Raw genomic sequence first — 24661 nt, 5'->3', positions numbered from 1 at the left:
GCCCTTTTTTAGCTAGGACACTGCATTATGCATTCCTCTTAGGGCCTGTAACGTTCGTTGAACATAAGCTGATAACTCGGATTCATTGATAGGTTCACTATCAGCGAATGGATTCTGATCGTGGTGATATTTCTTGCTATAATCGTTAATGTCCTCAAGTTCAGAAAGATGATTCTGTAATAACGAAAGATGCGGCTCTGATGATGTTCGCGCCTTCTGAATAAATCCACCTAGCCAATCATTACTACTGAAATCATGTGGGAATCTAACACGCAAATTCCCCTCAAGAATAGGACGAATGCACATAGCTACAGAACGGAAATTCATTTGTGGTTTTCCTTCTAGAAAGTCCGCAAGTGTAGAAAATAATTGATAATAGTCCGATCTTGTTTCTGCATCGATATCCCAAGTATCAATTATACTATCATGCAATCCCTCTCTTTTAATACAAAGTTGAGTTAATAACGTCTTTTTATCGGAAAACTTCCCCCAAAGGGCACGCGCAAAATATGTATCATGGGTTAATACAATCACTTGTTTGGCTATCGTAGAAAACTTCATAACTTGATCGGCTGTGTAGCTTTTTCGGTGGTTATCCAAACTGGAGATGGGATCATCAAAAATAATTACTTTTTTGCTTATCTCGGGATCTGATTCTAATTTGGCTAAGAAGAATGCAAAAGCCATACTACTTTTATCCCCTTCACTTAAGGTGTTTTTAAATGAAGGTGTAGATATAGGTGATTTTTCATTACCTAGCTCAACTGCCGCATTGTTAATATTGAGAATAAAATTGCTGCTGGGCTTACCACCTAAAAAACTCGACTTATAATCAGAAATTTTAAAACTTGCTCCGCAATGCAACAAGTGACGATTAATTTGCTGTTCATACTTTGAAAATATTTCTTTTGTATATGTGTTCAGCGAGGTCCTAATCTCCCCTTTAGATACCTCTAACGTCTTTATTGAACTCAAAATCCGCTTGTACTTTTCAATTAATTCTATTTTTTCATCATTATATCGTAATTTCACATTAGAGTAATAAATGAGTTTGTTTTTAACATCCTGAATTTTGATATTATCCACAAGCGCTTTTTGCGCCTCAATTATATTAATAATTTTGTCAATCGCTCGATTGTATACAGCAAGATCCTCTAAAACCAAAAGGTATTGGTCGATAATAGTTAACTTTTCTACGGGTACATCCACTTGTTCAAGTGGCGCTTGTTTTTTCTCTTTTATTAGAGTTTTGATGCATGCTGTAAAATCACTCCAAACTTTCTGTATACAATCCAACTCCAACGGCTGTGGTTCATCAATTGAGGTGTACGTTTTCCAATAGGTTACTAATTCTATGTTTTTATGCACTTGTTTTTGAAGTGCAAGTAGGGAATCGATAGCAAATGTTTTAGCAAACGCCGTCTCCAATAAATTCACGGTGTGTATCACCTTTTTATATTCATCACTAAAATATGTTTTAAAAGCTTTTATAAGTGTGACATCATTAAGTTCTTGATTACAAAACGGGCATCTTTCCTTATCGGTAATCTTGGCAACACCATATTCAAGCCATTTTTCACCATTCAGGTCAAGGTGTTGCTTAATGTGCTGCTTCGTGAGGTCTTCAGCATTATTTAAAAGTTGTTGAAGATTGACTCCTGAAATGTTACTTAAAAATTTACTTTTATCGAATGTCGGAAGTGTCACCTGAGAACAATTTGGTTTCAATTTAATCTCGCTTTGTTTCTCTAGAGAATGTAGAATCTGTCTTTGCTTTGGTATCTCATCATCAATGTCAGCTTTAGGGGGAAGTTCAATAAAATCATTGGCTGATAAGACACCGTGAACACCCTGTAGGAGCTCTCTCTCAATTTCTTTCCTTTCAGCATTCTTCTTTTTCAGTTCATCATCAAAAGCAAGTAAACGATCCGCCATTTCCCCACCTTGTTTACCAATGGTAAATAAATATAATTGTTTCTTTTGATCATGCTCGATAATATGTCTTGAATACACATTTTGGCTGACAAAAGAAGCATCAAATATTTCAATATCAAAGGCTGGCTTGCTGATCCACTTATTGCCCTTAAAACTCAACATTCCATCGTCAGAAAGCAAATCAACGACTTGCTCACCAACTCCACCTATTGTTTTTCTGCCAACAATTAATTCTCCATTTTGCTCATGTAGTGAACGAAATATATTGGATAGTGTTGTTTTACCACGTCCGTTTTCAGAATAAATAATTGTAAATTTGTTTAATTGAATTCCTTTAGGAGAACAAGCTCTAAATTTCCCCGTATTCTTAATAGTAACTATTTTTTTGATCAATTTAATCATCCTTTAAATTGAAATAGGAAATGTTCTACATTTTCAATCATACTCCTTCCAATTTCGAGTGGTTTAGCAAAATAAAACGAATTTCTGACATTATATTTAATCATTTGCTTTTAAAGAGCAATGATATAAAAACGAATTCTCACCTTCAATGCTAAGTCTGTTATTACGTCAATCCATATAAAAAACGAGCCCACCACTAAGGGTGAGCTCGTTTCCCGCTTTTATTGTTGATTTCCTGCTTTTATTGTCTGTTTCCCACTTTTATTGTTCATTTCCCATATTTATTGTTTGAGGACATAATTGGCTATCCCCAACAATTCCTACTCCACAGTAACACTCTTCGCCAAGTTACGTGGTTTATCCACATCATGACCTAGCGCAAGAGAAGCATAATAAGACAATAATTGCAGAGGTACTACGGACAACGCTGCTGTGAGCATTGGCAATGTCTTAGGAATTACAAACACTTGATCCACTGATCTAAGCAGGTCAGTCAAATGCTCTTGGTGAGTGATCGCAAGCACGTCTGCGCCGCGAGCTTTCACCTCTTTGATGTTGCTGACGGTCTTCTCAAGCACAGCTTCCTGAGTTGCCAGGGCAATAACCGGAACGCCTTCCTCAATCAGAGCCAACGTACCGTGTTTCAATTCACCTGCAGCATAAGCTTCGGAGTGAATATAAGAAATTTCTTTCAGCTTCAAGGAACCTTCTTGAGCAACAGCGTAATCTACGCCGCGGCCGATGAAGAACAGGTTCTTGTGCTCAGAAATTTGTTCTGCATAACCTTTGATCGCTTCTTTTTGAGCTAGGATCTCTTCCACTTGTTCTGGTAGAGCTTGCATAGCTGCTAGTATCTTAGCCACTTGTGCTTCGGTTTGTGTACCGCGAACTTCAGCCAAGTAAAGAGCAAACAATCCGAAAGCGACCAATTGTGAAGTGTAGGCTTTGGTCGAGGCTACTGCAATTTCTGGACCTGCCAAGGTTACCAACACATCATTCGCTTCGCGAGCAATAGAGCTGCCTACTACGTTTGTGATTGCCAGAACATGTGCACCATTAGCTTGCGCTTCACGAAGAGCTGCCAAAGTATCTGCAGTCTCACCGGATTGGCTGACAACGATAACCAAAGTTTCCGGGGTCACGATTGGTGAACGGTAACGATATTCCGAAGCAATGTCATTCTCTACTGGAATACGAACCAAAGATTCGATCATAGTACGTCCTACCACACCAGCATTGTATGCCGTTCCGCAAGCAACAACTTGGATGTTACGGATGTTCTTGATTTGTTCTTCTGTGATGTTCAACTCTGGCAAAACAACCTTGTTGCCTTCAGCATTAATACGACCACGCATAGTGTCGCGGTAAGCCTTAGGCTGCTCGTGGATTTCTTTCAACATAAAATGCTCGTAGCCGCCTTTTTCTGCGGTAACTGCATCCCAATCGACAGTAATCATTTCCCGAGAAATAAAGTTTCCTTCAATCGTCATCAGTTCGACAGCATCTCTTGTCAAGACTGCCATTTCGCCGTCGTTCAAAATATATACGTTACGGGTATATTCAAGCAGTGCAGGAATATCTGACCCGATAAAGTTTTCTCCTTCGCCAAGACCAATAATGAGCGGGCTTGCTTGACGCACAGCCACCAATTTATCTGGTTCATATTCAGTCAGGACGCCTAATGCAAAAGCACCGCGCATGAAGGTAATCGCTTTTTGCACAGCTTTCACAATATCTCCATCATATTCGCGAGCAATCAGGTGTGAAATAACTTCTGTATCTGTTTCGGAGACAAAGTGGCATCCGCCAGCGATCAGCTCTTCTTTCAGATCCAGATAGTTTTCGACAATACCGTTATGAACGACCGAGAACTTCATGCTGTTATCCGTATGTGGATGGGAGTTCTCATCGGATGGTTTACCGTGAGTTGCCCAGCGTGTGTGTCCGATACCTGCGCTACCTGCCAGTGGGCTGCCTTCCAGCTTCGACTGCAGATTCGCCAAACGGCCTTGTGCTTTCACTACCTGCAGTCCTTCCCCAGTGAATACAGCTATACCAGCGGAATCATATCCCCGATACTCCAGCTTCTTCAAACCTTCAACCAAGATCCCCTGCGAATTCTGATTACCAATATATCCTACAATACCACACATTATTATTTCCCCCGTCCGAGTTATCGTAATGTGGCGGCATAAGGAAAGAAACGTGCCGTGCGGCATGTTTTTGAGAAAAAGCAAATATTCTGTTGTATTTTTGGATCAACAAAATAAACTGTCACTTACATCTTATGTTCATGAAATGCACAGCCTTCTTCTCTGCCGTGGCAGAACCAACGTGTTTCTTTACGATGCGCGCACACATGAATTTTATATTTCTTATGCACCCATGAAAACGTTGTGTGAAAGGTCGCCCTTCCATTTTCCGTCTCCATTTACGGCTCTGGTGCATCACCGGGAGGTCCCCGCCGAACATTTCGAACACCTCCACCTCGTCAGCTTACGTCTGCCGTGATCCGTTCAAGCCCTTGTCTACATAACCATGTAGCAGCTTTCCCTTCTCCCCCGCGCTCGACCAAGCTCTGGCGCTTGCTATTGCAAACCTCACAATCCCCGCTTTCCTTCTAGAATGACACTTAATCTATTATATGCACCTTACATTACTTTGGCAATGCTGCACCAACCTAAATTTCACAAATCCCTGTTCAGACGATCCATCCAAAAATAATAAACACCGGTGCAACGAGTCCGCGAATCGCTCTCTACACCGGCTATATAGGTATGGTAATGAATTATACCAATTCGCGTTGAACAACTTCTACAATTTGATTCACATAAAGATCTAGATCTGCCTTATCAGGGCCTTCTGCCATGACGCGAATCAAAGACTCCGTACCCGACGGACGTACAAGCACACGGCCATTGTCGCCCAGCTTGCCTTCTACTTCAGCGATAGCTGCTTCGATAGCCTGGTTGTTAGGATAATTGGTCTTATCTTGTACACGAACATTGACTAGTACCTGCGGGTATTTCGTCATCATGCTCTTAACCTCACTAAGTTGCTTACCGGAAGCTTTAAGCGTATCTACCAGCTGGATAGCCGTCAGAATACCATCACCTGTTGTATTATAATCAAGGAAGATAACATGTCCAGACTGTTCTCCACCTAGATTAAAACCACCACGGCGCATTTCTTCCATCACATACCGGTCGCCGACAGCTGTTTTAGCAGTGTTGAGGGATAATTTCTCGGTAGCCTTGTAGAATCCGATATTACTCATAACCGTTGATACAATCGTGCTATCTTTCAGCTTACCAGAACGGTTCATTGCATCCCCACAAATACAGAGAATAAAGTCTCCGTCAACTTCATCGCCTTTATTATCGATCGCAATCAATCGGTCAGCATCTCCGTCAAAAGCAAGTCCCAAATCCGCTCCATGACGTAATACTTCCTCACGCAAAGTCTCTGGATGTGTCGAACCAAATCCAGCATTGATATTCAATCCATCAGGCTCAGCACCAATAGAAATAACCTCAGCGCCCAGTTCTCTGAACAATCTTGGTGCAAGTTCATACGCTGCGCCGTGAGCACAGTCGAGTACAACCTTAATTCCCTTGAAATCTTGAGAAATGGTTGTCTTCAAATACTCCAGATAGAGGTACTTGGCGTCATTATCAACCGTAACCATACCTAAACCAGAGCCGATAGGACGAGGCAATTCATCAACTTCAGCATCCATTAGTTCTTCAATACGCAGCTCAGTTTCATCCGTAAGCTTAAAACCATCTCCGCCAAAGAACTTAATGCCATTATCTTCAACCGGATTATGTGATGCCGAAATCATGACCCCTGCATCTGCCTTTAATAATCTCGTAATATAGGCAACAGCAGGTGTACTCACTACACCTATACGGATTACATCTGCCCCAATAGACAGCAAACCAGCAATAAGAGCCGATTCGAGCAAAGGTCCGGAAATACGTGTATCCATCCCAATGACAACCTTTGGTTTATGCACGTTACCCGCTAGTACATATCCTCCACAGCGACCAATGCTATAAGCCATTTCTGCAGTTAATTCACGGTTTGCTACTCCCCGCACACCGTCAGTTCCAAAATACTTCCCCATTATTTTTCTCCTTTGAATACGCTACATTAGCTTAATGTTCTATCCTATGATTTGAATACTATTTTGGTGTACCTTTGGGACATATCCTAAAAGACGTATTTCAATAAAAGGTTACGTTCCCCCTGTACCTACAGGATTTTCAGAATTCGTACTTGTGTTAGCTGTGCCATTATTCTCTGGACTGCTATCCGTGGGGACAGGCGTCGCTGTAGCTCCAACTTCTCCACTATGGGTAGGCTTCTCAGTGGCCTCCTCATCGCCTATAACAGGTTCAGAGCTTGGCTCAGGAGTAGTTACACTACCCGTGTCTGGATGAGGCGTAGGCACCGGCGTTGCAGGTGACAGCAACTGTACAGTTACCGTAAGAGGCACACTTGAATTAGCCAGTGCGATGAATCTAGGCAGTGATACCCGTAAAGAAACCTCGTGAGTCCCGGCAGTCAGGCCAGTCACATCAGCCACAACACCTATATCGTCTTTATTTAGTTGATTTAGCAAAGTAGGTGCACCTGTTAAGGTAAGGGCTATATCCTTGCTTGTTGGATTAACAATACTTCCTTCAAACTCATCACCGACACCCTGTAACTTGATGGGTACCGCTTCAACCGTCCGTTCAGCAATTTCTGAGATCGTTAATGAAACATTCACGGTTTCAGGCATTACTTTCTCAGTTCCTGCCGGAGGTTTCAGTTCTACCTTCAGCTGCTTCGTTCCTGCAGAATCTATAGCGCTAAGATCGACACTTGCTTCATAGGTAGATAATGTAGCTAATGCATTGGCTTGACCATATACCACGACTGATTCCAGCTCAGGTGTCACATTTGATAAGACGAGAGAACCCGGAAGTTGTCCGGTAAAGCCAATATCCAGCGGTAAGCTCTTAAAAGGCAAAGTAATTGGCAATTCCACCGAAACGGTAGCCGGCTCAATGACGGCATCCTTCACTTCTTTTCCTTCATTATCATAAGCATGCAGCTTCAATTTCTTCTCTTTAAAGGTTTCGTTCTCGCCATTTAGCTCAATAGTGCCTTGTACCTTCACCACTTTGCTTAACTCATTATCTGGCAGCGTAACCTCAACAGTATCCGTAGGCTGCAAGACTGGGGTACCTAATTGATACCCTGCTGCTGGTTCTCCCTTGGTAACCAATGTTATGGGAAAAGACTTTGTATTTCGCAGCTCTACATGTACATTGACCTCTTTAGGAGTCATTCTGACAAGAGTTACACCTCTAGGTAATGAATATGAGAGTGGCAACGTATTATCTCCAGGCTCAACCTTACTTAGATCAAGGGTCACTTTATAGTCGTCCGAGAACTGAAAAGAGATATCCGAGTTCTTCCCCTTAACCTCCATACTCACACTATCTACATCCTTGTATTCCAGTACAAATTTATCTTTATCTAGACCGATCTCTTCGATCTTTACATTCTCAATAATCTTCGATTTAGTATCGACCGTGGTCTGTCCAACAGGCGCAGTGTCGATACGAACCATAGTAAACAGTATGATCCCAAATGCAAGGGCTAGAATCTTATTGAAATTGTTATTGTTCATCCACTTATCCATGATTTTTGTCCCCCTTCCGTTTCCAGAAAGTTGAACCTTTCTCCTTCAGCGATGAACTTACACTCAGCTCTTGATGGAGCTTCGAAATCATTGATTCTTCCTTAATGTCCCTTACAATTTGACCATTGATGGCCAGAGAAATCTGTCCTGTCTCCTCCGAGACAATGACAGACACAGAGTCCGCAACCTCACTAATCCCGATAGCCGCGCGATGTCTTGTCCCCAGCTCCTTGCTAATAAAAGGGTTCTCAGACAAAGGTAAATAACATGCAGCCGCGGCGATCTGATTCCCCTGCATAATAAGGGCTCCGTCATGCAGAGGGGTGTTAGGTATAAAGATGTTAATCAGCAACTCAGAGCTGACTAAAGAACGCATGGCGATACCCGATTCCGTATATTCATTAAGGCCTGTCTCTCGCTCGAATACGATTAATGCCCCTATTTTTCTATGGGATAAATAATTTACGGCTTTAATCACTTCGCCAATTAATTTACTGAGTTCTTCATCACTTTCCCCAGCCCGTCCGAAAAATTTACCTCGTCCAAGCTGCTCCAGTCCCCTTCGTAGTTCCGGCTGAAAGATGATAAAGACTGCCAGCACACCGAATGTAAACATTTGATTCATTAGCCATTTGAGCGTATAGAGGTCTAGCATGGTACTCACAGCCCAAATCAAAACCAGGACCAGAATCCCCTTCAGCAGCTGAATCGCTCGAGTTCCGCGGACCATATTAAGTACTTTATAAATAATGTAGCTGACGATCAGAATATCAATAATATCTTTAATGGAATCTTTCCATGTTAAGTCTGTAAAATAACTCATTGCCTAAAACCCCCGTCATTTCATATTAGCTGGGTTTATGTAAAATGTCTGTTATATCTGTATCAATATCTAGGTTATAACGTTCGGGCTCCAGTTGCAAGTTTAGCCCCTCACCCATTTTCTAATTTTTCTAAATTTAGGCAACAAAAAAGCGCCATCTTTCCGGAAAAAGAGGCGCAAAATAATATTCCAGCTCAAGGTAACCACTGTCGCTTTCTTTAACGGTAGGCAACTTCAGAGAACATGTTCGTCACTTTATACCAGAGCCAACTTACCGCTTGGTCTATGCTTTTGACTTGCCCAGAAATATGAGCTGTTGAAGCCTGATACAAAGAACCGTCAATGACTGTTACGTTGCCGTTCACTTCCCCATATACCTGCGCTTTACCATTCTCAATGGTAAGGTCACCGGTAATAATCTTGCCGGAAGGTACGATTACAGTATCCCCTTTGATAACCACTTGATCCAGATCTGCACCTCTAACTACAAGTTGTCTATCTGGACTCCAAAAAGTTACGGAACTCATCAGCATTACGACAAGAAACAGAGATGCCGCTGTAAGTGCAGGGTGTCTCTTGATCCAGGTAACAAAAGCATTTTCTTTCTTGGTCTTTGGCAATGAACTCATTATCCGGCTCACAAGATCATCTGAGGCAACAGGATTCTGATGCATTAGGGAGAACATCAACATATCTGTCTGTTCTAATTCTTTAAACTTTGCACGGCAATCTGGACAGGATAGAAGATGCTCCTTCAACTCCCTCTGCTGCTGATCGGGCAAGTCGTCATCCAAGTAGTCGTGCATCATAGAGACGGCCAGTTTGCATTCCATAGGAGCCAATCCTTTCATGAGTGCTATTTAATTATCCTAAGACAAAGGGTCAGGACACATAAGACTTGCTTAACTTACATACGTCGCTCTCCCAAAGATGTTTCATAAAAAAAAATCTATTTTTACATTTTCGGGCCTAATTTTTTACGTAAAAATTCACGACCTCGGTGTACACGCGTCTTAATCGTGGTTACAGGCATGTCAAGCACGTCACTTATTTCCTGAAGCGACAAATCCTGCAGGTATCTAAGAATCATCACAGACCTGTATTTCACAGGCAGACTGTCAATAGCCTCATAGATTAGCCCCTGTGTCTCAGAGAGCAGCAATTCGGTCTCAGGTGTTACATTATCACTTGGAATCAACGAATAGCCGTCAAGGCCCTCCTGATCGTTCATATCTGCATCGAGCGAATAGGTTGGTTTCCGTTTGCGTAATCTATCAATACAGAGGTTCGTTCCAATCCGATAAATCCAGGTAGAGAACTTCTGTTTATCATCATACCGATCCAAGTTTCTATACACACGCAAAAAGGTCTCCTGAACTATATCCTCCGCCTCATGGCGATTGTTCAGCATCCGGTACGCCAAATGATATATTTTGTCTTTATATAGTTCCACAAGCTCGGCAAATGCCCTTTGGTCGCCTTTTAAGGCGAGCTTTGTCAATCTGCCTTCCAAATTCTCCACCTGTTAACTCCCCCAGACTTGCCGCCCTTGGTATTTATTTTCAAATATCCACGGTACAAGCAATTAAATCGTAATTCAAGTTTGTGTAAAAATCAAGGATTGTATTGTAACCTTCTCTGTAAACTGAGTTAAAAACTGGACAACTTGGTATAGGTGATTAAGTGCAGCTTCGAGAAATATTTGGACTTCCGGTCGCTGTTATTGTCAGATTTCCTGATTTAAACCGCTACTCGCGGTAGAAAACTGACAATAAAGGCGATCGCTAACGCTCCTACAGTTCCAAACATTCTCTACACTGCTCCATCACCTGAATAATAAGTGCCACACTATTTACCTTCGCTTACATCTCGGTTGCTTGGTTAGGGCCTGAAAGATCAATATTGGGCAAAGCACCACAATATTTTTCAGGACAAAAGAATCACTTCGTAGCACAATATTTAGTTTATGAGCGAAGTAGCTCGTATTAAGCAACAAAATCACCCCGTCGGTTGAATAGGCTTCTGTTAGTTTAAATTTGTCGCATATGGAGCAGATATTGTTGTAGTTTCCGCAGGGTTTTCGGTGATTTGCCGAGTAAGAACTCCAGTGTAGGTTTAGGATTTCATTTTGATGGAACGAGTTATAGGGAAAACCTCCTATAAATTAGGTCACAGCTGTTTTATGACCAAGTTATAAGGAATTTCTCCCTGTATATTGGACAAATTCAATTAATTACACCAAGTTCAGCTGATATAAAGGGAACAACTCCCTATATTTTATCGAAATGAGCTTGAAATACCGATTTACAGGTAATAATCCCCTTTAATTCAGCATTTTGACCCTGAAGCAGCACAAAAAGTCCGCCCCGATAAAGGGCGGACTTTTTGTGTTAAGACTATATCAGCCAGTATTCCGAAGACCAGCGGCAATGCCATTGATGGTAAGCAATACTTCGCGAAGCAATTCGCTATCGTCTCCGTCAACTTCACGGAGCGCTCTAAGCTCAGATAGCAATTGAACCTGCAGGTAGCTAAGTGGATCAACGTAAGGATTGCGGAGTCTAATCGACTCCTGAATCACAGGGACATTATCCAGAATATCCTGCTGGCCAGTAATCTTCAGGATCAACTCAGAGGTCAGTTTGAATTCATCTTCAATCTGGCCGAAGATCCGTTGACGCGCTTCCTCGTTCTTGCCCATGCTGGCGTATTCCTTAGCAATGATCAGGTCCGCTTTTGAAATAGCCATTTGCAGCGTATCTATCAGTGTAGTAAAGAATGAGAAGTTCTCGTACATATGCTGCATTATCTTCAGATTCTCTTCCTTACCCTCATAGAAACTCTGCAGTCCGGTTCCAGCAGCATACCACGCTGGAAGCAAATAACGGCTTTGTGTCCACGCAAATACCCACGGAATTGCACGCAAGTCTTCAAAGCGGTCACTGTTCTTCCGTTTGGAAGGGCGTGAACCAATATTAAGCTCTCCAACCTCAGGCAGAGGTGTAGATTCTTTGAAATAAGTCAGGAAGTCCGGATCACGGAATATCAAATCCTGATATTTGTGAAGCGAAACTTCAGAGATACGGGCAACAATCTCTTCCCACTTCTCTTCATATAAATCCGCTTGTGGAATTCTCGCATTGATCGCTGCAGTCACAAGCGCAGATGTCGCTTGCTCTAGACTACGGTAAGCAATCCCTTGCATCGAATAACGGGAGGAGATAACCTCTCCCTGCTCGGTGATCTTAATGCCTCCGCCAATCGTCGAGGCTGGCTGAGCCAGAATGCTGCGGTTAAGCGGCATGCCGCCACGACCGAGCGCTCCACCACGACCATGGAAGAACTTCAGCTTGATTCCGAACTTATCGGCTGTAGCTGTAATCTCTTTCAGAGCAACACGCAGTTCATAGTTAGCAGTAACTACGCCGCCATCTTTGTTACTATCTGAATATCCAAGCATGATTTCCTGCAAATCATTCATTGCTCTTACTGCATCGCGGTAGATAGGCATGCTGAGCAATCTATTCATAATTTGTGGTGCTTCATGCAAATCATCAATTGTTTCAAAAAGTGGCACAGCTTGCAGCGTACATACAACTGTACCGTCATTATCTTTGCGGAATAGTCCTACCTCTTTGGAGAAGACCATAACCTCCAGAATATCGCTTGCCGCTTCTGCCATACTGATCAGATAACTAGTGATACATTGTTTGCCGTACTCTTCTTGCGAAGCGAAGATCGTCCGGTACACTGCAAGACATTCCTCTGTACCCTCACTATACGTCTGATAAGAAGAAGTGATTGGACGTGGATCATTCAACAGCTTCTCCAGTAGCTCAATCTTCTCATCTTCAGACAGTTTGGAGTAATCCGGCGTAATGTTCATTTTCGCCAGAATTTCAGTCATAGCATTCTCATGTTCTTGACTGTGCTGACGCACATCAAGTGTCGCCGTATGGAAACCGAACAGCTCCACTTGGCGGATCAATTTCTTAATGTAAGTGTCGGCCACATAATCGGCATAGTGATGCCGTAAGCTGCGGTCAATCACGTTCAAATCATCGATAAACTCTTCAGGTGTAGAATAACGCTCAAGAGTATCTTTTTTCTCATCATCCAGAACATTTTGTGTCTTGGAGATCATATAGCTGAGCTTAATACGGTAAGGTTCATTATCATTGCGCCATTCTTCCATCTTGCCAAGATTAATGATCTCACGATCAGCTTCAATGGATTCTACTAGCTCAGGCGTCACCTTAACAATACTTGTGCTAAAGCTTAGATATTTCATGAGTTCACGCATAATCCGTTGATATTCCCGAATCGCCAGCTTACGCTGCATGCGCAAAGTCTGTGAAGTAACTGTAGAAGTTACCGAAGGGTTACCGTCACGGTCTCCACCAATCCATGAGCCAAAACGTAAGTAGGTTGGTACATGCCAATTCTGCCCTGGGTAGTATTTACTGAGACAACGTTCAAGTTCTTGATAAACATCGGGCAATACATGGAAGATCGTCTCATGGAAATAGTACATCCCATTACGTACTTCATCGAGTACGGTAGGCTTACGGTCACGCAGTTCATCCGTTTGCCATAGCGTAATCACTTCATTTAATAGCTTCTCACGGAGCTGTTCACGCTCCCGGAAGGTTAAGGTAGGGTTATCCAGACCCATAACATCATCAGATATCCGCTTATGAATATCGAGAATAGCACGGCGCATAGCTTCCGTTGGATGTGCCGTCATTACAAGTTCCAGAGATAATCCTGCAATAATCTCGTTAACTTCCTCATGAGAGAAATCACGTTCACGAAGCTCTTTAATCGCACTTTCTATAGAACCGGGTTGGACTGTCTCCCCAGCTGAACGTTCATAGTCACGTTTGCGGCGAATCCGATGGTTCTGTTCGGCAATATTCACGAGCTGAAAATAAATAGCGAACGCTCTTATTACCTGATGACGGTTCTCTGGATCCAAAGAATTGATTAACTCCTTAAATTCACTGTGCAGTTCAGGTAAAAATAGTGAGCGCAGCGATTTACTGGTTTCGCGAATTTTCTCCACGATCTCTAGTAGTTCGTTACCGCCTTGGTGAACCAAGACCTCTCCTAAAATGTTCCCCAAGAACCGTACGTCCCGTCGCAGCAGATTGTTAGAGTTGCTTTTGCTGACGGTAGTCGTAAGTTCGGTCATGCTGCTCCCCCCATTCTCTTCCGGATCAATGTGTTAATTATTGTCTGTCTAAAAATCGCCTATTAAAGGTTTCCTCATATCATACAATAAAACTGCGTGAAAATCTCCAACTATTTTGCGCTGTAAAGCGACACAGTATCTAAGATTATACACCAATTTCTCAATTTATACAGTCCTTATATTTTATGTATTCTTTCTTATATATAATGGCTCTAGCATACCTTCATTATGTGTATTTAAATACGGAGCGTTCGAATCTGATCGATGAACAGGCCAATAAGCGGAGAATAATGACGATCGCGGTTATATGAATAATAAATATGTCTTTGAAAATTATAATCTGGAATGGTGCGCATTAGCAATCTTCCTCTGGCTACCTCATCCTCCACAGCAAGACGCGATATAAACGAAACGTACTTTCCACTCATAAGCGATTGCTTTATGGCCTCCAATGAATCCAGTAGAATATAGGTCCTCGGTTCATTCCCCTCACGCTCAAACCATTTATCCGTCAGTTGGCGTGTACTCGATTCCTTGTCATGTAATATAAAACTTGCTGAAGCAATCATAGCCGGGTTTAGATTAGAAAATGAGGCAAATTCATGAGATGGCGAAAAAACAAGCACGAGCTCGTCCTCACACAAGGCTTGAGTATGCAGATCTGGTAGATAAAAAGATTCTGTAGACAAAATACCAAGGTCAATCTCATGGCTAGCCAGCATTTCTTTGATTACAGGGGAAGGCTTAACCGATAAAGAGATCGTAATCCCCGGATGTTGTTCTCCAAACAGCCCCAATATTTTCGGAAGAATATAAGTAGCTGGAACGTAACTGGCACCAATCTTAAGCGTCCCCCGCCCCGCCTGACTGAACTCTTTTACAACCCGCTCCGCTTCTGCAGCTAGTGCATTGATTTTAGTCGCATAATGAAGAAACGCTTTTCCACTCTCCGTAAGAATCATTTTATCCATTCTGGATTCAAATAACTTCTCCCCCAATTGCTGCTCTAAATTCTTCAAATGGTACGTAACGGTGGGCTGCTTCAGTCCGAGTTTATCGGCTACTGTAGTTATTTTCTTATGTTTATTTAACAGTTCTACGATTTCCAGCTTGATTAAATTAAGGTTCATTATCATCCACTCCTCGCCTATTCACTAAACGGTAACATAGAAGAATTCTATGAATGTTAAAATAAATCGGCAAAAAAGTTAATATCACAGTTACATTCAGCAAATATAGCGGGAATTCTTTACCTTTACACTAAGAACAAGCTTAAGAACAGGCAGGTAGATAGAGATGAAGGAAATTACAATCCACAGATTGGAAAAGAAATTCGGAGATGTGCATGCCTTGAAGGCTGCAGATCTGAAGATTCCCGCTGGAAGCTTTACGACATTACTCGGTCCTTCAGGTTGTGGAAAGACGACACTACTCCGTCTGATTGCTGGGCTAGAAACACCGGATGCTGGAGAAATCCTAATGGATGACGAGTTTATTTTCTCAGGTAGCAAAAGAATTAGTCGCCCCATCCATAGCCGCAACTTTGGCATGGTCTTTCAAGATTTCGCGCTCTGGCCGCATTTAACTGTCTTCGAGAATGTCGCCTTCGGACTTCGTGCCTCTAAGCAGAAAAAGGATTTACGGATTAGGGTTCAGCAAGCCCTTCGATCCGTAAAGCTGGAAGGACTCGAGCTACGCTTTCCCCATCAGCTGTCAGGTGGACAACAGCAACGGGTTGCTTTTGCCAGAGCTGTAGTTACTAGACCCCAACTCGTATTGTTCGACGAGCCGTTAAGTGCACTGGATGCAGTCTTGCGAGATGAAATGAGGCTGGAGTTAACCTCCTTGGTGAGGAACATGGGTATTACCGCTCTATATGTCACCCATGATCAAACCGAGGCGATGTCTATGTCAGATGAAGTGGTCGTGATGCAAGGTGGAACTATTTTACAAACAGGTTCTCCTGAGGAGATTTATCAGAAACCCAATCATCCTTTTGTAGCTCATTTTATTGGAAAATCCAACTGGATCGTTCCCGATAAGCAAATGCTTCGTCCGGAACATTTACGTTGGTCTCAGGAGAATGCTTCCTCTCTCCCTTTTACGGGGACGATTCGACATGTGAGCTATATGGGTGATCGCTATGAGGTCATTCTAGAAATGGAGAACCAAACCGCTTGGACCGCTTATCATGATCAACGTCTACCTGTTGGAGAGACGATCCAGGTCTACGCTTCAGAGCACCAGATCCATCATCTGAATTAAGCGTCCACTGCATGGAATAGCTCGTATGATGCTGTTCCATGCAGCAAGATGCAAAAAATATTAGGGAGGCATTCACATTGAAATCAATGAATAACACTAAAGGACTTAGTACACTTCTTCTAACAACTATAATCGGAGCGAGTCTAGCCGGCTGTAGCTCTACTAACACTCCTGCTGCTAACGCAAGCAATCCGACTTCAACCGCTAACACTACAGCTCAAACTGAAGCACCACAACCCACAGAGAAAGCTCTGAGTGGCAGTCTTGTCGTCTACAGCGCAGGTCCTGAAGGTCTAGCCAATAAAATTAAAGACGGCTTTGAAGCCAAAACCGGTGTGAAGGTTGAAATGTTCCAAGGCACTACTGGAAAAATATTAGCCCGTATGGAAGCAGAGAAATCCAATCCAGTAGTCGATGTTGTTGTTCTTGCCTCCCTTCCGTCCATGCAAGGGATGAAGAATGATGGATTATTGCTTCCATATAAAGAGGCGGTTAATGCAGATAAGCTCGTTAGCGATTGGTCAGACACAGCAGATGGCAATTATTTTAGCTATAGCGCATCCGCACTAGGGATTGTCTACAATACTAAAAAAGTAAGCACACCTCCGACTTCATGGGATGATCTCACTAAAGCGGAGTGGAAAGGAACCGTCAATATTCCAGATCCTTCGCTATCTGGCTCGGCACTAGATTTTGTAACTGGATATTTAAGCGCTAAAGGGGACAGCGGTTGGGATCTTTTTAAACAATACAAAAGCAATGGTGTAGCGATGGCGGGCGCCAATCAGGAGGCACTTGATCCGGTTATTACCGGTGCTAAATCTGTCGTTGCCTCAGGTGTAGATTACATGGCTTATAAGGCAAAAGCTGATGGAGAGCCTGTAGATATCGTCTACCCTACTGAAGGAACAGTAATCAGCCCTCGCCCGGCTGCGATTATTAAGACAAGCCCGAATGTAGATAATGCCAAAGCTTTTATCGACTATCTTCTATCTGATGAAGCTCAAGCGCTAGTTGCTAAAGCCTACTTATTGCCAGGCAGAACCGATGTGAAAGCAGAGAATCGTGCAAATCTCGATGAAATTAAGACATTTGATGTGAAATGGGAATGGATGAACGAACATAGTGATGAAGTTTCCTCGACCTTCACACAAATTTTTAAATAAGCGTAATGAATATTAACTCTTTACGCTCATTTAAATGGGTGAGCGGCGGACTTGCTTTATTTATACTGACAGTGCTCGTACTGCTGCCACTCCTGCTCATTTTTTGGACCAGTATCTATCCCAATGAGCAGCTGGATATAGCCGCGCCACTACGAACCATTATGGGTAGTCATGATCTGGTTGAGGTACTGCTGAATTCTATCGGGCTCGGGGTAAGCGTTATTCTACTAACTACGCTATTTGCACTACCTCTGGCCTGGATTATGGCTAAAACGGACTTAGGGCATCATAATTGGCTAGATGTTGTGCTACTAATCCCTTTTATGACTCCGCCATACATTGGTTCAATGGGTTGGATGTTATTTATGCAAACGGGTGGGTATATGGAACAGTTTCTGCCCGCTTCCTCCGTGCTGACTCCGTATTTCTTTAGTTATGGAGGGATGGTGCTGATCATGAGCCTGCATTTATTCCCCTTCCTGTATTTACTGCTGCGTAATGCGCTTTTGCAGATCGGAGGCAATCTGGAGGAAGCAGCCTCTGTTCATGGCGCTCCGTTCTTTTACAGATTTAAAAGAGTAATCATTCCCTTGCTATTATCCAGCTATGGGCTTGGAGCTCTTCTCATCTTCGTCAAAACGATTGCCGAATTTGGTACCCCTGCGACCTTTGGTCGTAGGATCGGCTTTTACGTTCTGACCTCTGAGATCCATAAGTATATCTCTAGTTGGCCAATAGATTTTGGAAAGGCTACTTCACTAGCTTCCTTGCTGCTCGGAGTTTGTCTCGTCATGTGGTACATCCAGACTCTAATTAGCAGCCGCTTTTCTTATCGCTTAATAGGCGGAAAAGGGACTCGTACCAAACGTTATAAAAGTACGGGGATCATAGGGGTTCTTAGTTGGGGGTATGTTGTTCTATTACTTCTAGCATCTATCGGCATTCCTTATTTTTCAATCATAACAGCCTCATTATTGAAGCTGCGAGGAGAAGGCGTATCTTGGAGCAATTTAACCTTAAAACATTATGCAGAGCTGCTATCACCGGGTTCTCAAGGTCTTGAGGCCTTATTAAATAGCTTCACATTAGCCATCGTTGCTTCCAGTATCGCAGTTATTCTTGGGACTTGGTTTGCCTTAACTGTAGGAAAAGGAGCTACATTCAAGCAGAAAATTACAGATCTATTCAGCCTACTTCCCAACACAGTTCCTGGAATTGTAATTGTAGTAGGGCTAATCCTGCTATGGAATGCTCGCTGGATGCCTATTCCGCTCTATAATACCTACTGGATGGTTGTGCTTACCTACGTTGTACTATTCATCCCCTACACTGTTCAGTATGTAAAAGCGAGCTATGGGCAGATCGATTCCTCCCTTATGCAAGCGGGACAAGTATTCGGAGGAAGCAAGCTTTATGTGTTCCGCCGTATCCTGCTCCCACTCATTCTACCGGGGATGGTGGCTGGATGGATGATGACCTTCACCATTTCCAATCGGGAACTGGTAGCCTCCTTACTCATTCTTCCACCTTCAATGCAGACATCGGCGACCTATATTTTTGCCCAGTTTGAACAAGGTGCTGTAGCGATGGGGATGGCCATGGCAGTAATCTCTGTCGGCGTTACCACTATATTACTACTAGTATTAGAATATTTAAGCCCAGATAGAAAGCGGAGACAACGATGAGCACACTAACGATTTGGGGAGGGGCCGGAGAGCATGGCCGTTCCTCCTATCTTTTGCAGAACAAAGATGGGCAATCTGGTATTCTACTCGATTGTGGTGCCAAAAAAGAAGGTCCAGGTGAATACCCCCTGCTTGATACAGACATCATCCCGCATTTGCAGGCAGTGTTTCTGTCCCATGCGCATGAGGATCATTCCATAGCACTTCCCCTACTATATAAGTATGGATATTCAGGTAAGGTATGGACAACGAAAGCTACCGTTAAACAGCTTCCCGATTATTTCGAAGCTTGGGATAAATATGTGGCTGCTCAGTCCGCATCACTGCCTTATGGAGAAATAGATAAGCAATCTATTCAGTTCATGTATTTGGAGGAGCATATCCCCCCTCAGACTTGGCTGAGGATTGCACCTAATCTTCGAGTACAATGGGGGCGAAGCGGACATTTAGCAGGTTCGGTTTGGCTGATCCTCGAATGGGACGGAACAGTCGTATTTTTCTCAGGGGATTATACGAAGGAGTCGCTGCTGCTCATGGCAGATTCACCTACGATTATGGAAGCCGGAGCTAAAGATGTCGTCGATCTATCCATTATCGATGCCGCATACGGCGCTGATCCTGATGAGCAGCTTATAAAGTTACAGCAATTAGAGTCAGCGATCTGTAACACTCTGCAAAATGGGGGTTCAATCCTCCTTCCGGTGCCTATCCATGGCAGAAGCCAGGAATTGATCGTATGGGCAAGCGAGTGTTTCCCGGATGATCAGCTGATCGTCGAAGAAGAGCTCATAGCACCTTTAAGAGGTTTGAGCGATAAGACCGAATGGCTGAAAGAGGGCGCTATTCAGCGCGTTGATATGCTTTTTAATAGAAAGAACTTGTGTATTATATCTAATTCAGAGGAACGAGCAAAGGCATTGTTGAATCTCAAGAGCTCAATCGTGTTTACCAATGATGGAATGATGCAGTCGGCAAAAGCACAAGAGTATTTTCATCAGCTCTCTGCTTCTCCTAAGAACCATGTGATTTTCACGGGACATTTGGCGGCAGGCAGTTTCGGGCACCGTCTCGTTAAACATTCTATGGTAGAAGAATCTAGCGACATGAGATGTACAGTCTCACTCATTCGCTATAAGGTCCACCAAGGCTTACCGGATATTCGAGAAATGCTCCAAACGATTCCTAGCCGCCGGTCGGTGCTCGTTCATGCTCCCAAATCGCATATTGATCATGTCACTTCTATATTAGAAGGAGAAGGTTTTGCAGGGCTGTACTCTTTGCTGCCTGGAAGTACGCTTTCGTTCTGAAGCTTAACTATGTAATCTCGTAAAAAAAACAATGGGGCTCTTCCTTAGGTCTATGTAGACGTTTTGGAACAGCCCTTTTTAATGATTCGTACCGATTATCCATTTACTCTTTCGTCGTCCCCGGTCGATCCTTAAAAGCTAGCTCAAACAACCCCGTCGCAGATAAACCAGCCAACCCCCCAGCCCAAAGGCGAAGGACGATATCCAGTTCGGTAAAAGGATACGCTGCCGCTCCGATGAGCAAACCTATTAATAGTCCGATAATTGGGACTGCATTACGCGGGATGTTGATACTATTTTTGGCCAATTGAACCAGAGCAAGTACGAATACAGCTAATATTGAGGCAAACGCCATAACATCATCTAAAATCTCTCTAGTTTCCATGATAGATACCTCCTTAGTGAGTACTTTTAATCTCAACCGTTCTAGTGGCGGAATCATAACCCACCTGTGCACCTAGCGCTTCTGCAATAATACGAACGGGAACGTAGGTGATGCCTTTTTCAAGAACTCCATCTGCAACCTTAACCCCGTTAACTTTTACGACGGCAAAAATATCACCCTTCAATTCTTCTTCCTCCTTCCGATTGATGACCTTGTACGCGGCCTCCACTGCGGATATTGAGGGCTTTGCCCCTGCTCGTAACTGTGTGAGCATTAAGCCAAATGCCATTTGAAAATGTGGGTAATCCTTAAAGCTAGTCCAATCACCACCCCATTCGAAGCCAAGTGCCTTGGCCTCTTTTACAACCTCCTGCCAATCTGCGATCTGGTTGTTATTGTCGTCCCGGCGCATATCCCATGACACACTCGATCCATTCGGCAGCAAAAGAGCAAAATCTACGGCTAGTCCAAAATTGTGGTAGCTATACCCGCCACGCGCATTGGTGACAATCGCTCCAGGCTTAGTGCGTCCTTGTGCGTAAAGAGCATCCTGCTCAGCAATTGTGCGAAGACCCTGCGTAATGAGAATGGGGATATCGAGCTTGTAACAACGTTCGATTAGAGCAGTAGCAGCGGAACGGACTACGGGGTGTAGGTTGGTTAGACGTTTACTTGATTTTTCTTTGATTTGGGACAAAGTGAGCATCTATACCCCTCCTTTAAATAAAAAGGCAATAATAGCAAAGATAGTGCCAGCTAGAACGTATTTTAATAGATCGATAAACACCTTTCGTTCGCTCTTGCTGTCTGTCTGAGATTGTTGCAATAGCTGAAACACACGTGAGTCTAAAGTGTCCCAACGCCTCATAATCTCGTTAAATTGAATTTTCATTTCTATTGTTGATTGTTTAATTTGTTTCACATCTTCCTCATGGCGTGATTGTTTTTCTTTTAATAATAGAAGCTCATTGTTAAAACTTAGATGTTCCGTTCCAAATCTAAAAATCTCGTCTTGGATGACTACTAGTCTATTTTCAACATCTTCTAAACGGTGCTCAATGGGCGCTACTTCAGCATCGCCTCCTCCTGAATTCACTCCCACAATGGTCATATAACAGCCCCCTTCTAAAGTGATAAGTGAATAGCCCCCGTAATAGCTACGAGGGCAAAATAAACGCCTACTATATGGCGCTATCAGTAATTTCTTTAGCTTGTTCAGTCGTTATTTTTTTGGCGGTAACAAATACCTGTACCTGTTCTCCCGTATACAACCCTGCGTCAAAGTATCGCTTAATAAGTGCGTACCAATTCATTACAGTACACCTCCTTCCACGAGACTCAGAAGTAGATTCGCTTGTTCTTGCTCCGCTTGATCCAATCGATATTGAGTCGTTGCTAGTTCGAGTGCCATGCCAGCACTCTCTGATTCAACATTTTTGATTCTTTCGGTTAAAGGCACTTGGTACACAGGCTCTTGTGGCTGTTCAGGCGTTTCGTTAGGGTCTGGATAGCTAAACTCTAACGTGCCTTTTTTGACGTTTACCTTGTAGCCGTTACACTCTCTAAAGTCCTGCGCATACTCGCCGTATTCTAACTCCATAACGCCGACTGTTTCCGGCACGCGGTCCGATAGGGCTACGTATACATTGAAATCCTGTTCTCGCGTGGTCTCCACCACATCACCGGAACGCTCTCCGGTATTGACTATGATGTTTCCTGTAGCAATGTCATAATAAATTCTCATCCCTATTTCCATCGTTTACCCTCTCTTTCTTTATGCCCAAGCTTCCCATCTATCTGCGCCATTACTAGAGGCTAATTTAAAACCGTCGTTGTTTACATAAGTATTAGTACCGTCTAAAGCTTGGGAATAATTCCCGTTACTGCGGAATAGCGTAGTTGATACAGACTCCATGTAATAGCCAGCCATATCTAGATTAGACCCATTAATCCAAAGTATAATTACTTTTGGTCTAAATCCCAACCCAGCAACTTGAGGAGAGTATTGAGCGGAAGGCCAAGACCCTGAAGCATATACTCTAGGTTTCAAAGTTCCTGCTATTCCGTATATCCACACGCCCTCTCGGACGTTGCTCGGCATGATGTTTCCATCTGCGCGGCATTGCTCAGGTTGAATGATAACTTCATGGTTCCCGCCAAGGCCATCGAGAAGGTAAGCCCCTTTAGGTATGCGTACATACATCTTTTGACCGTCCCAGGCCGTCGAGGACACCTGCTGGAACATTGGACGTTGTACTATAGCCCCATCCACGCCAAACATTGATACCCCTCGTAGCCAATTTGCAGGAACAACGTTAGGATCAGTGACTCGTATTTCGGGGTTTCCTACCGCCGTAGCTTTCAAATATGCCCCCGCTGGTATTCGGACCCAGCATCCACCACCCGCTGCCCATGCTGCACTAACGGAATTAGTGTATCCGTCCGTAGCACCTCTTTGTACTATCGCGCCATCAATTAGCCCGCCCTCTGTCCCTATCGTCTTACCCGCTAGCACGTCCGCTGCTGTCGCTGTTCCATAATCACCTCCTTCACCCTGTAAGATAAAAGCCGTCCCATCATATACAACCGTGTAAACTCCGTTCAGGGCAAGTGTTGCCGCATTTCCATTGGGTTTCTTGATTGCTTTGGCCCCTAAAGCATTAGGATTGAGTGTAGGATTAACTCCGCTAGCAATATGTGTTTTGAAACTAAATTTCAATCCTGCTATCAGCGTAGTAGGTACTGGGCTAAGTGTAATGGTATATGCGGTGGCTGTACCAGCTGTAGTACCGAATCCAGTGTTGTTATTCAGTAGTGTCTTGTCCGCAGCAGACATCAAGCCATTCGTAGCAGTTGTAGCTACGGCTGTACCGGCTTTCGCATTCCACGCCGTCTTTTCAGCATCTGTAACAAACCGATTACTCGCGTCTTGAGCAATAATAGCTGGTGGATGTGTAGCTGGGTGGGTATAGTTAGTTGCACCCGCAGCAATCCCCGCCAGCTTAGTTTTCTCAGCTGCGGTGTAATCGTTAGTCGACAGCTGTTTCCCAGTAACTTTATCAACCTTGCCATTAACGGCATTATCCAAGATATCCATATTCCCGTTCAGATCTGCGATATCAACAATGTCTGTTCCCTCGGGCTTCTTTAACCCCAAATTTCCTGTCGTTTGCATGTGTCACTCTCCTATCTATAAGTTCTTAATTCGTTCCATGTTTTACTGTGGGCACTCTCCCAGGTCAAAGCCTTAACAGAGTCCCACCAGGTATAGCTGAACACAAATTCATAAGCCAAATGCGCAGGTTTAATCTCTTCGATGATTTGAATCAACCCTGCCATATTGGGAGGGATGCCCAACGTACTTACAAAATGAATCTCAAAACGGTACTCATCAGGCACTTCCTTCACTTCAACCACTCCACCTGAAAAAGCAGACGCTGTCCGCTGGATCATCTCCGGCGTTGTCGTCCCGTTTCCACGCAGCTTCGCCTTAATCATCTCTCGGCGTGTGGCATATGACTTGGATGAATCAATATTTAGTCCAAGCTCAGCCTCCCAACGTCCAAGGCTCACCGTTGCTGTTTCAACAAACGCTTGATCCAGTACATCTACAGTGCCTACCTTCAGTCCACCAATTTCTAGCCCGATGGTCTCCTGAAGCTTCTCCATTTCACGGACATCCTTATAATAATCCGGCAAATACTGCATTAGATCAGGCGCCTCGACTTCACCCGGATGATTCGAATCTTCATCTGCGGAATACAATAATTCGCTGAATAAAGAGTTGCCATAGCTCATCCC

Annotated in this window: 20 protein-coding genes; 4 read left to right on the top strand and 16 right to left on the bottom strand. The window is 43.6% G+C overall.

The window, feature by feature from the left end; genetic code table 11:
* Window positions 1–12 precede the first annotated feature (12 nt).
* The 9 genes from MKX60_RS07220 to MKX60_RS07180 form a co-directional block, all read right to left on the bottom strand.
* On the bottom strand, window positions 13–2328 hold the full coding sequence (locus tag MKX60_RS07220) for an AAA family ATPase (RefSeq protein ID WP_341059410.1): 2316 nt from the start codon (window positions 2326–2328) through the stop codon (window positions 13–15).
* 329 nt (window positions 2329–2657) lie between these two features.
* Window positions 2658–4490: a glutamine--fructose-6-phosphate transaminase (isomerizing) gene (glmS, locus tag MKX60_RS07215; protein ID WP_042192067.1), complete on the bottom strand. Its 1833-nt coding sequence runs from the start codon at window positions 4488–4490 to the stop codon at window positions 2658–2660.
* A 635-nt stretch (window positions 4491–5125) separates the two neighbouring features.
* Window positions 5126–6466, bottom strand: coding sequence for a phosphoglucosamine mutase (glmM, locus tag MKX60_RS07210; protein WP_340972981.1), 1341 nt, complete (start codon window positions 6464–6466; stop codon window positions 5126–5128).
* A 111-nt stretch (window positions 6467–6577) separates the two neighbouring features.
* Window positions 6578–8035, bottom strand: a complete 1458-nt coding sequence (locus MKX60_RS07205) for a CdaR family protein (protein WP_341059409.1) — start codon at window positions 8033–8035, stop codon at window positions 6578–6580.
* Entirely contained in the window at window positions 8028–8858 is an 831-nt protein-coding gene (cdaA, locus tag MKX60_RS07200) for a diadenylate cyclase CdaA (RefSeq protein ID WP_042192076.1), read from the bottom strand. The genes MKX60_RS07205 and cdaA overlap by 8 nt, the downstream gene beginning before the upstream one ends.
* Before the next feature lie 218 nt (window positions 8859–9076).
* Window positions 9077–9691 carry a zf-HC2 domain-containing protein gene (locus MKX60_RS07195; protein WP_042192079.1) on the bottom strand — a complete coding sequence of 205 codons (615 nt, stop codon included), beginning with the start codon at window positions 9689–9691 and terminating at the stop codon, window positions 9077–9079.
* Window positions 9692–9813: 122 nt separating this feature from the next.
* A complete protein-coding gene (gene sigW, locus MKX60_RS07190; protein WP_042192081.1) occupies window positions 9814–10380 on the bottom strand; it encodes an RNA polymerase sigma factor SigW in 567 nt (188 codons plus the stop codon).
* An 879-nt stretch (window positions 10381–11259) separates the two neighbouring features.
* The gene (ppc, locus tag MKX60_RS07185; RefSeq protein ID WP_076285561.1) at window positions 11260–14052 is read right to left on the bottom strand and encodes a phosphoenolpyruvate carboxylase; all 2793 of its coding nucleotides are present in this window, start codon (window positions 14050–14052) and stop codon (window positions 11260–11262) included.
* A 236-nt stretch (window positions 14053–14288) separates the two neighbouring features.
* Window positions 14289–15182: a LysR family transcriptional regulator gene (locus MKX60_RS07180; protein WP_042192084.1), complete on the bottom strand. Its 894-nt coding sequence runs from the start codon at window positions 15180–15182 to the stop codon at window positions 14289–14291.
* Between the two features lie 166 nt (window positions 15183–15348).
* Between MKX60_RS07180 and MKX60_RS07175 the strand changes: the two genes are divergently transcribed.
* The 4 genes from MKX60_RS07175 (at window position 15349) to MKX60_RS07160 (ending at window position 20475) form a co-directional block, all read left to right on the top strand.
* Entirely contained in the window at window positions 15349–16317 is a 969-nt protein-coding gene (locus MKX60_RS07175) for an ABC transporter ATP-binding protein (protein ID WP_341059408.1), read from the top strand.
* 86 nt (window positions 16318–16403) lie between these two features.
* Window positions 16404–17483 carry an ABC transporter substrate-binding protein gene (locus MKX60_RS07170; RefSeq protein WP_341060277.1) on the top strand — a complete coding sequence of 360 codons (1080 nt, stop codon included), beginning with the start codon at window positions 16404–16406 and terminating at the stop codon, window positions 17481–17483.
* 5 nt (window positions 17484–17488) lie between these two features.
* Entirely contained in the window at window positions 17489–19168 is a 1680-nt protein-coding gene (locus MKX60_RS07165; protein ID WP_341059407.1) for an ABC transporter permease, read from the top strand.
* Window positions 19165–20475, top strand: coding sequence for an MBL fold metallo-hydrolase (locus MKX60_RS07160; RefSeq protein WP_341059406.1), 1311 nt, complete (start codon window positions 19165–19167; stop codon window positions 20473–20475). The genes MKX60_RS07165 and MKX60_RS07160 overlap by 4 nt, the downstream gene beginning before the upstream one ends.
* Window positions 20476–20578: 103 nt before the next feature.
* On the opposite strand, the gene MKX60_RS07155 is transcribed toward MKX60_RS07160, so the two are convergent.
* From MKX60_RS07155 to MKX60_RS07125, 7 genes are all read right to left on the bottom strand, one after another.
* The gene (locus MKX60_RS07155) at window positions 20579–20860 is read right to left on the bottom strand and encodes a holin (protein WP_042192092.1); all 282 of its coding nucleotides are present in this window, start codon (window positions 20858–20860) and stop codon (window positions 20579–20581) included.
* Between the two features lie 13 nt (window positions 20861–20873).
* Window positions 20874–21566 (bottom strand): M15 family metallopeptidase, encoded by a 693-nt coding sequence (locus tag MKX60_RS07150; RefSeq protein WP_341059404.1) that lies wholly within the window; start codon window positions 21564–21566, stop codon window positions 20874–20876.
* On the bottom strand, window positions 21567–21971 hold the full coding sequence (locus tag MKX60_RS07145; protein WP_341059402.1) for a hypothetical protein: 405 nt from the start codon (window positions 21969–21971) through the stop codon (window positions 21567–21569).
* Between the two features lie 70 nt (window positions 21972–22041).
* A complete protein-coding gene (locus MKX60_RS07140) occupies window positions 22042–22173 on the bottom strand; it encodes an XkdX family protein (protein ID WP_339241483.1) in 132 nt (43 codons plus the stop codon).
* A complete protein-coding gene (locus MKX60_RS07135) occupies window positions 22173–22616 on the bottom strand; it encodes a hypothetical protein (protein ID WP_341059401.1) in 444 nt (147 codons plus the stop codon). The genes MKX60_RS07140 and MKX60_RS07135 overlap by 1 nt, the downstream gene beginning before the upstream one ends.
* An 18-nt stretch (window positions 22617–22634) precedes the next feature.
* A complete protein-coding gene (locus MKX60_RS07130) occupies window positions 22635–24035 on the bottom strand; it encodes a hypothetical protein (protein WP_341059399.1) in 1401 nt (466 codons plus the stop codon).
* 11 nt (window positions 24036–24046) lie between these two features.
* Entirely contained in the window at window positions 24047–24658 is a 612-nt protein-coding gene (locus MKX60_RS07125; protein ID WP_341059398.1) for a putative phage tail protein, read from the bottom strand.
* Window positions 24659–24661: the final 3 nt, after the last annotated feature.

The sequence above is a fragment of the Paenibacillus sp. FSL R5-0914 genome (assembly GCF_038004525.1).
Lineage (GTDB): Bacteria > Bacillota > Bacilli > Paenibacillales > Paenibacillaceae > Paenibacillus_AQ.
This window is presented reverse-complemented; position numbering and strand designations above follow the sequence as displayed.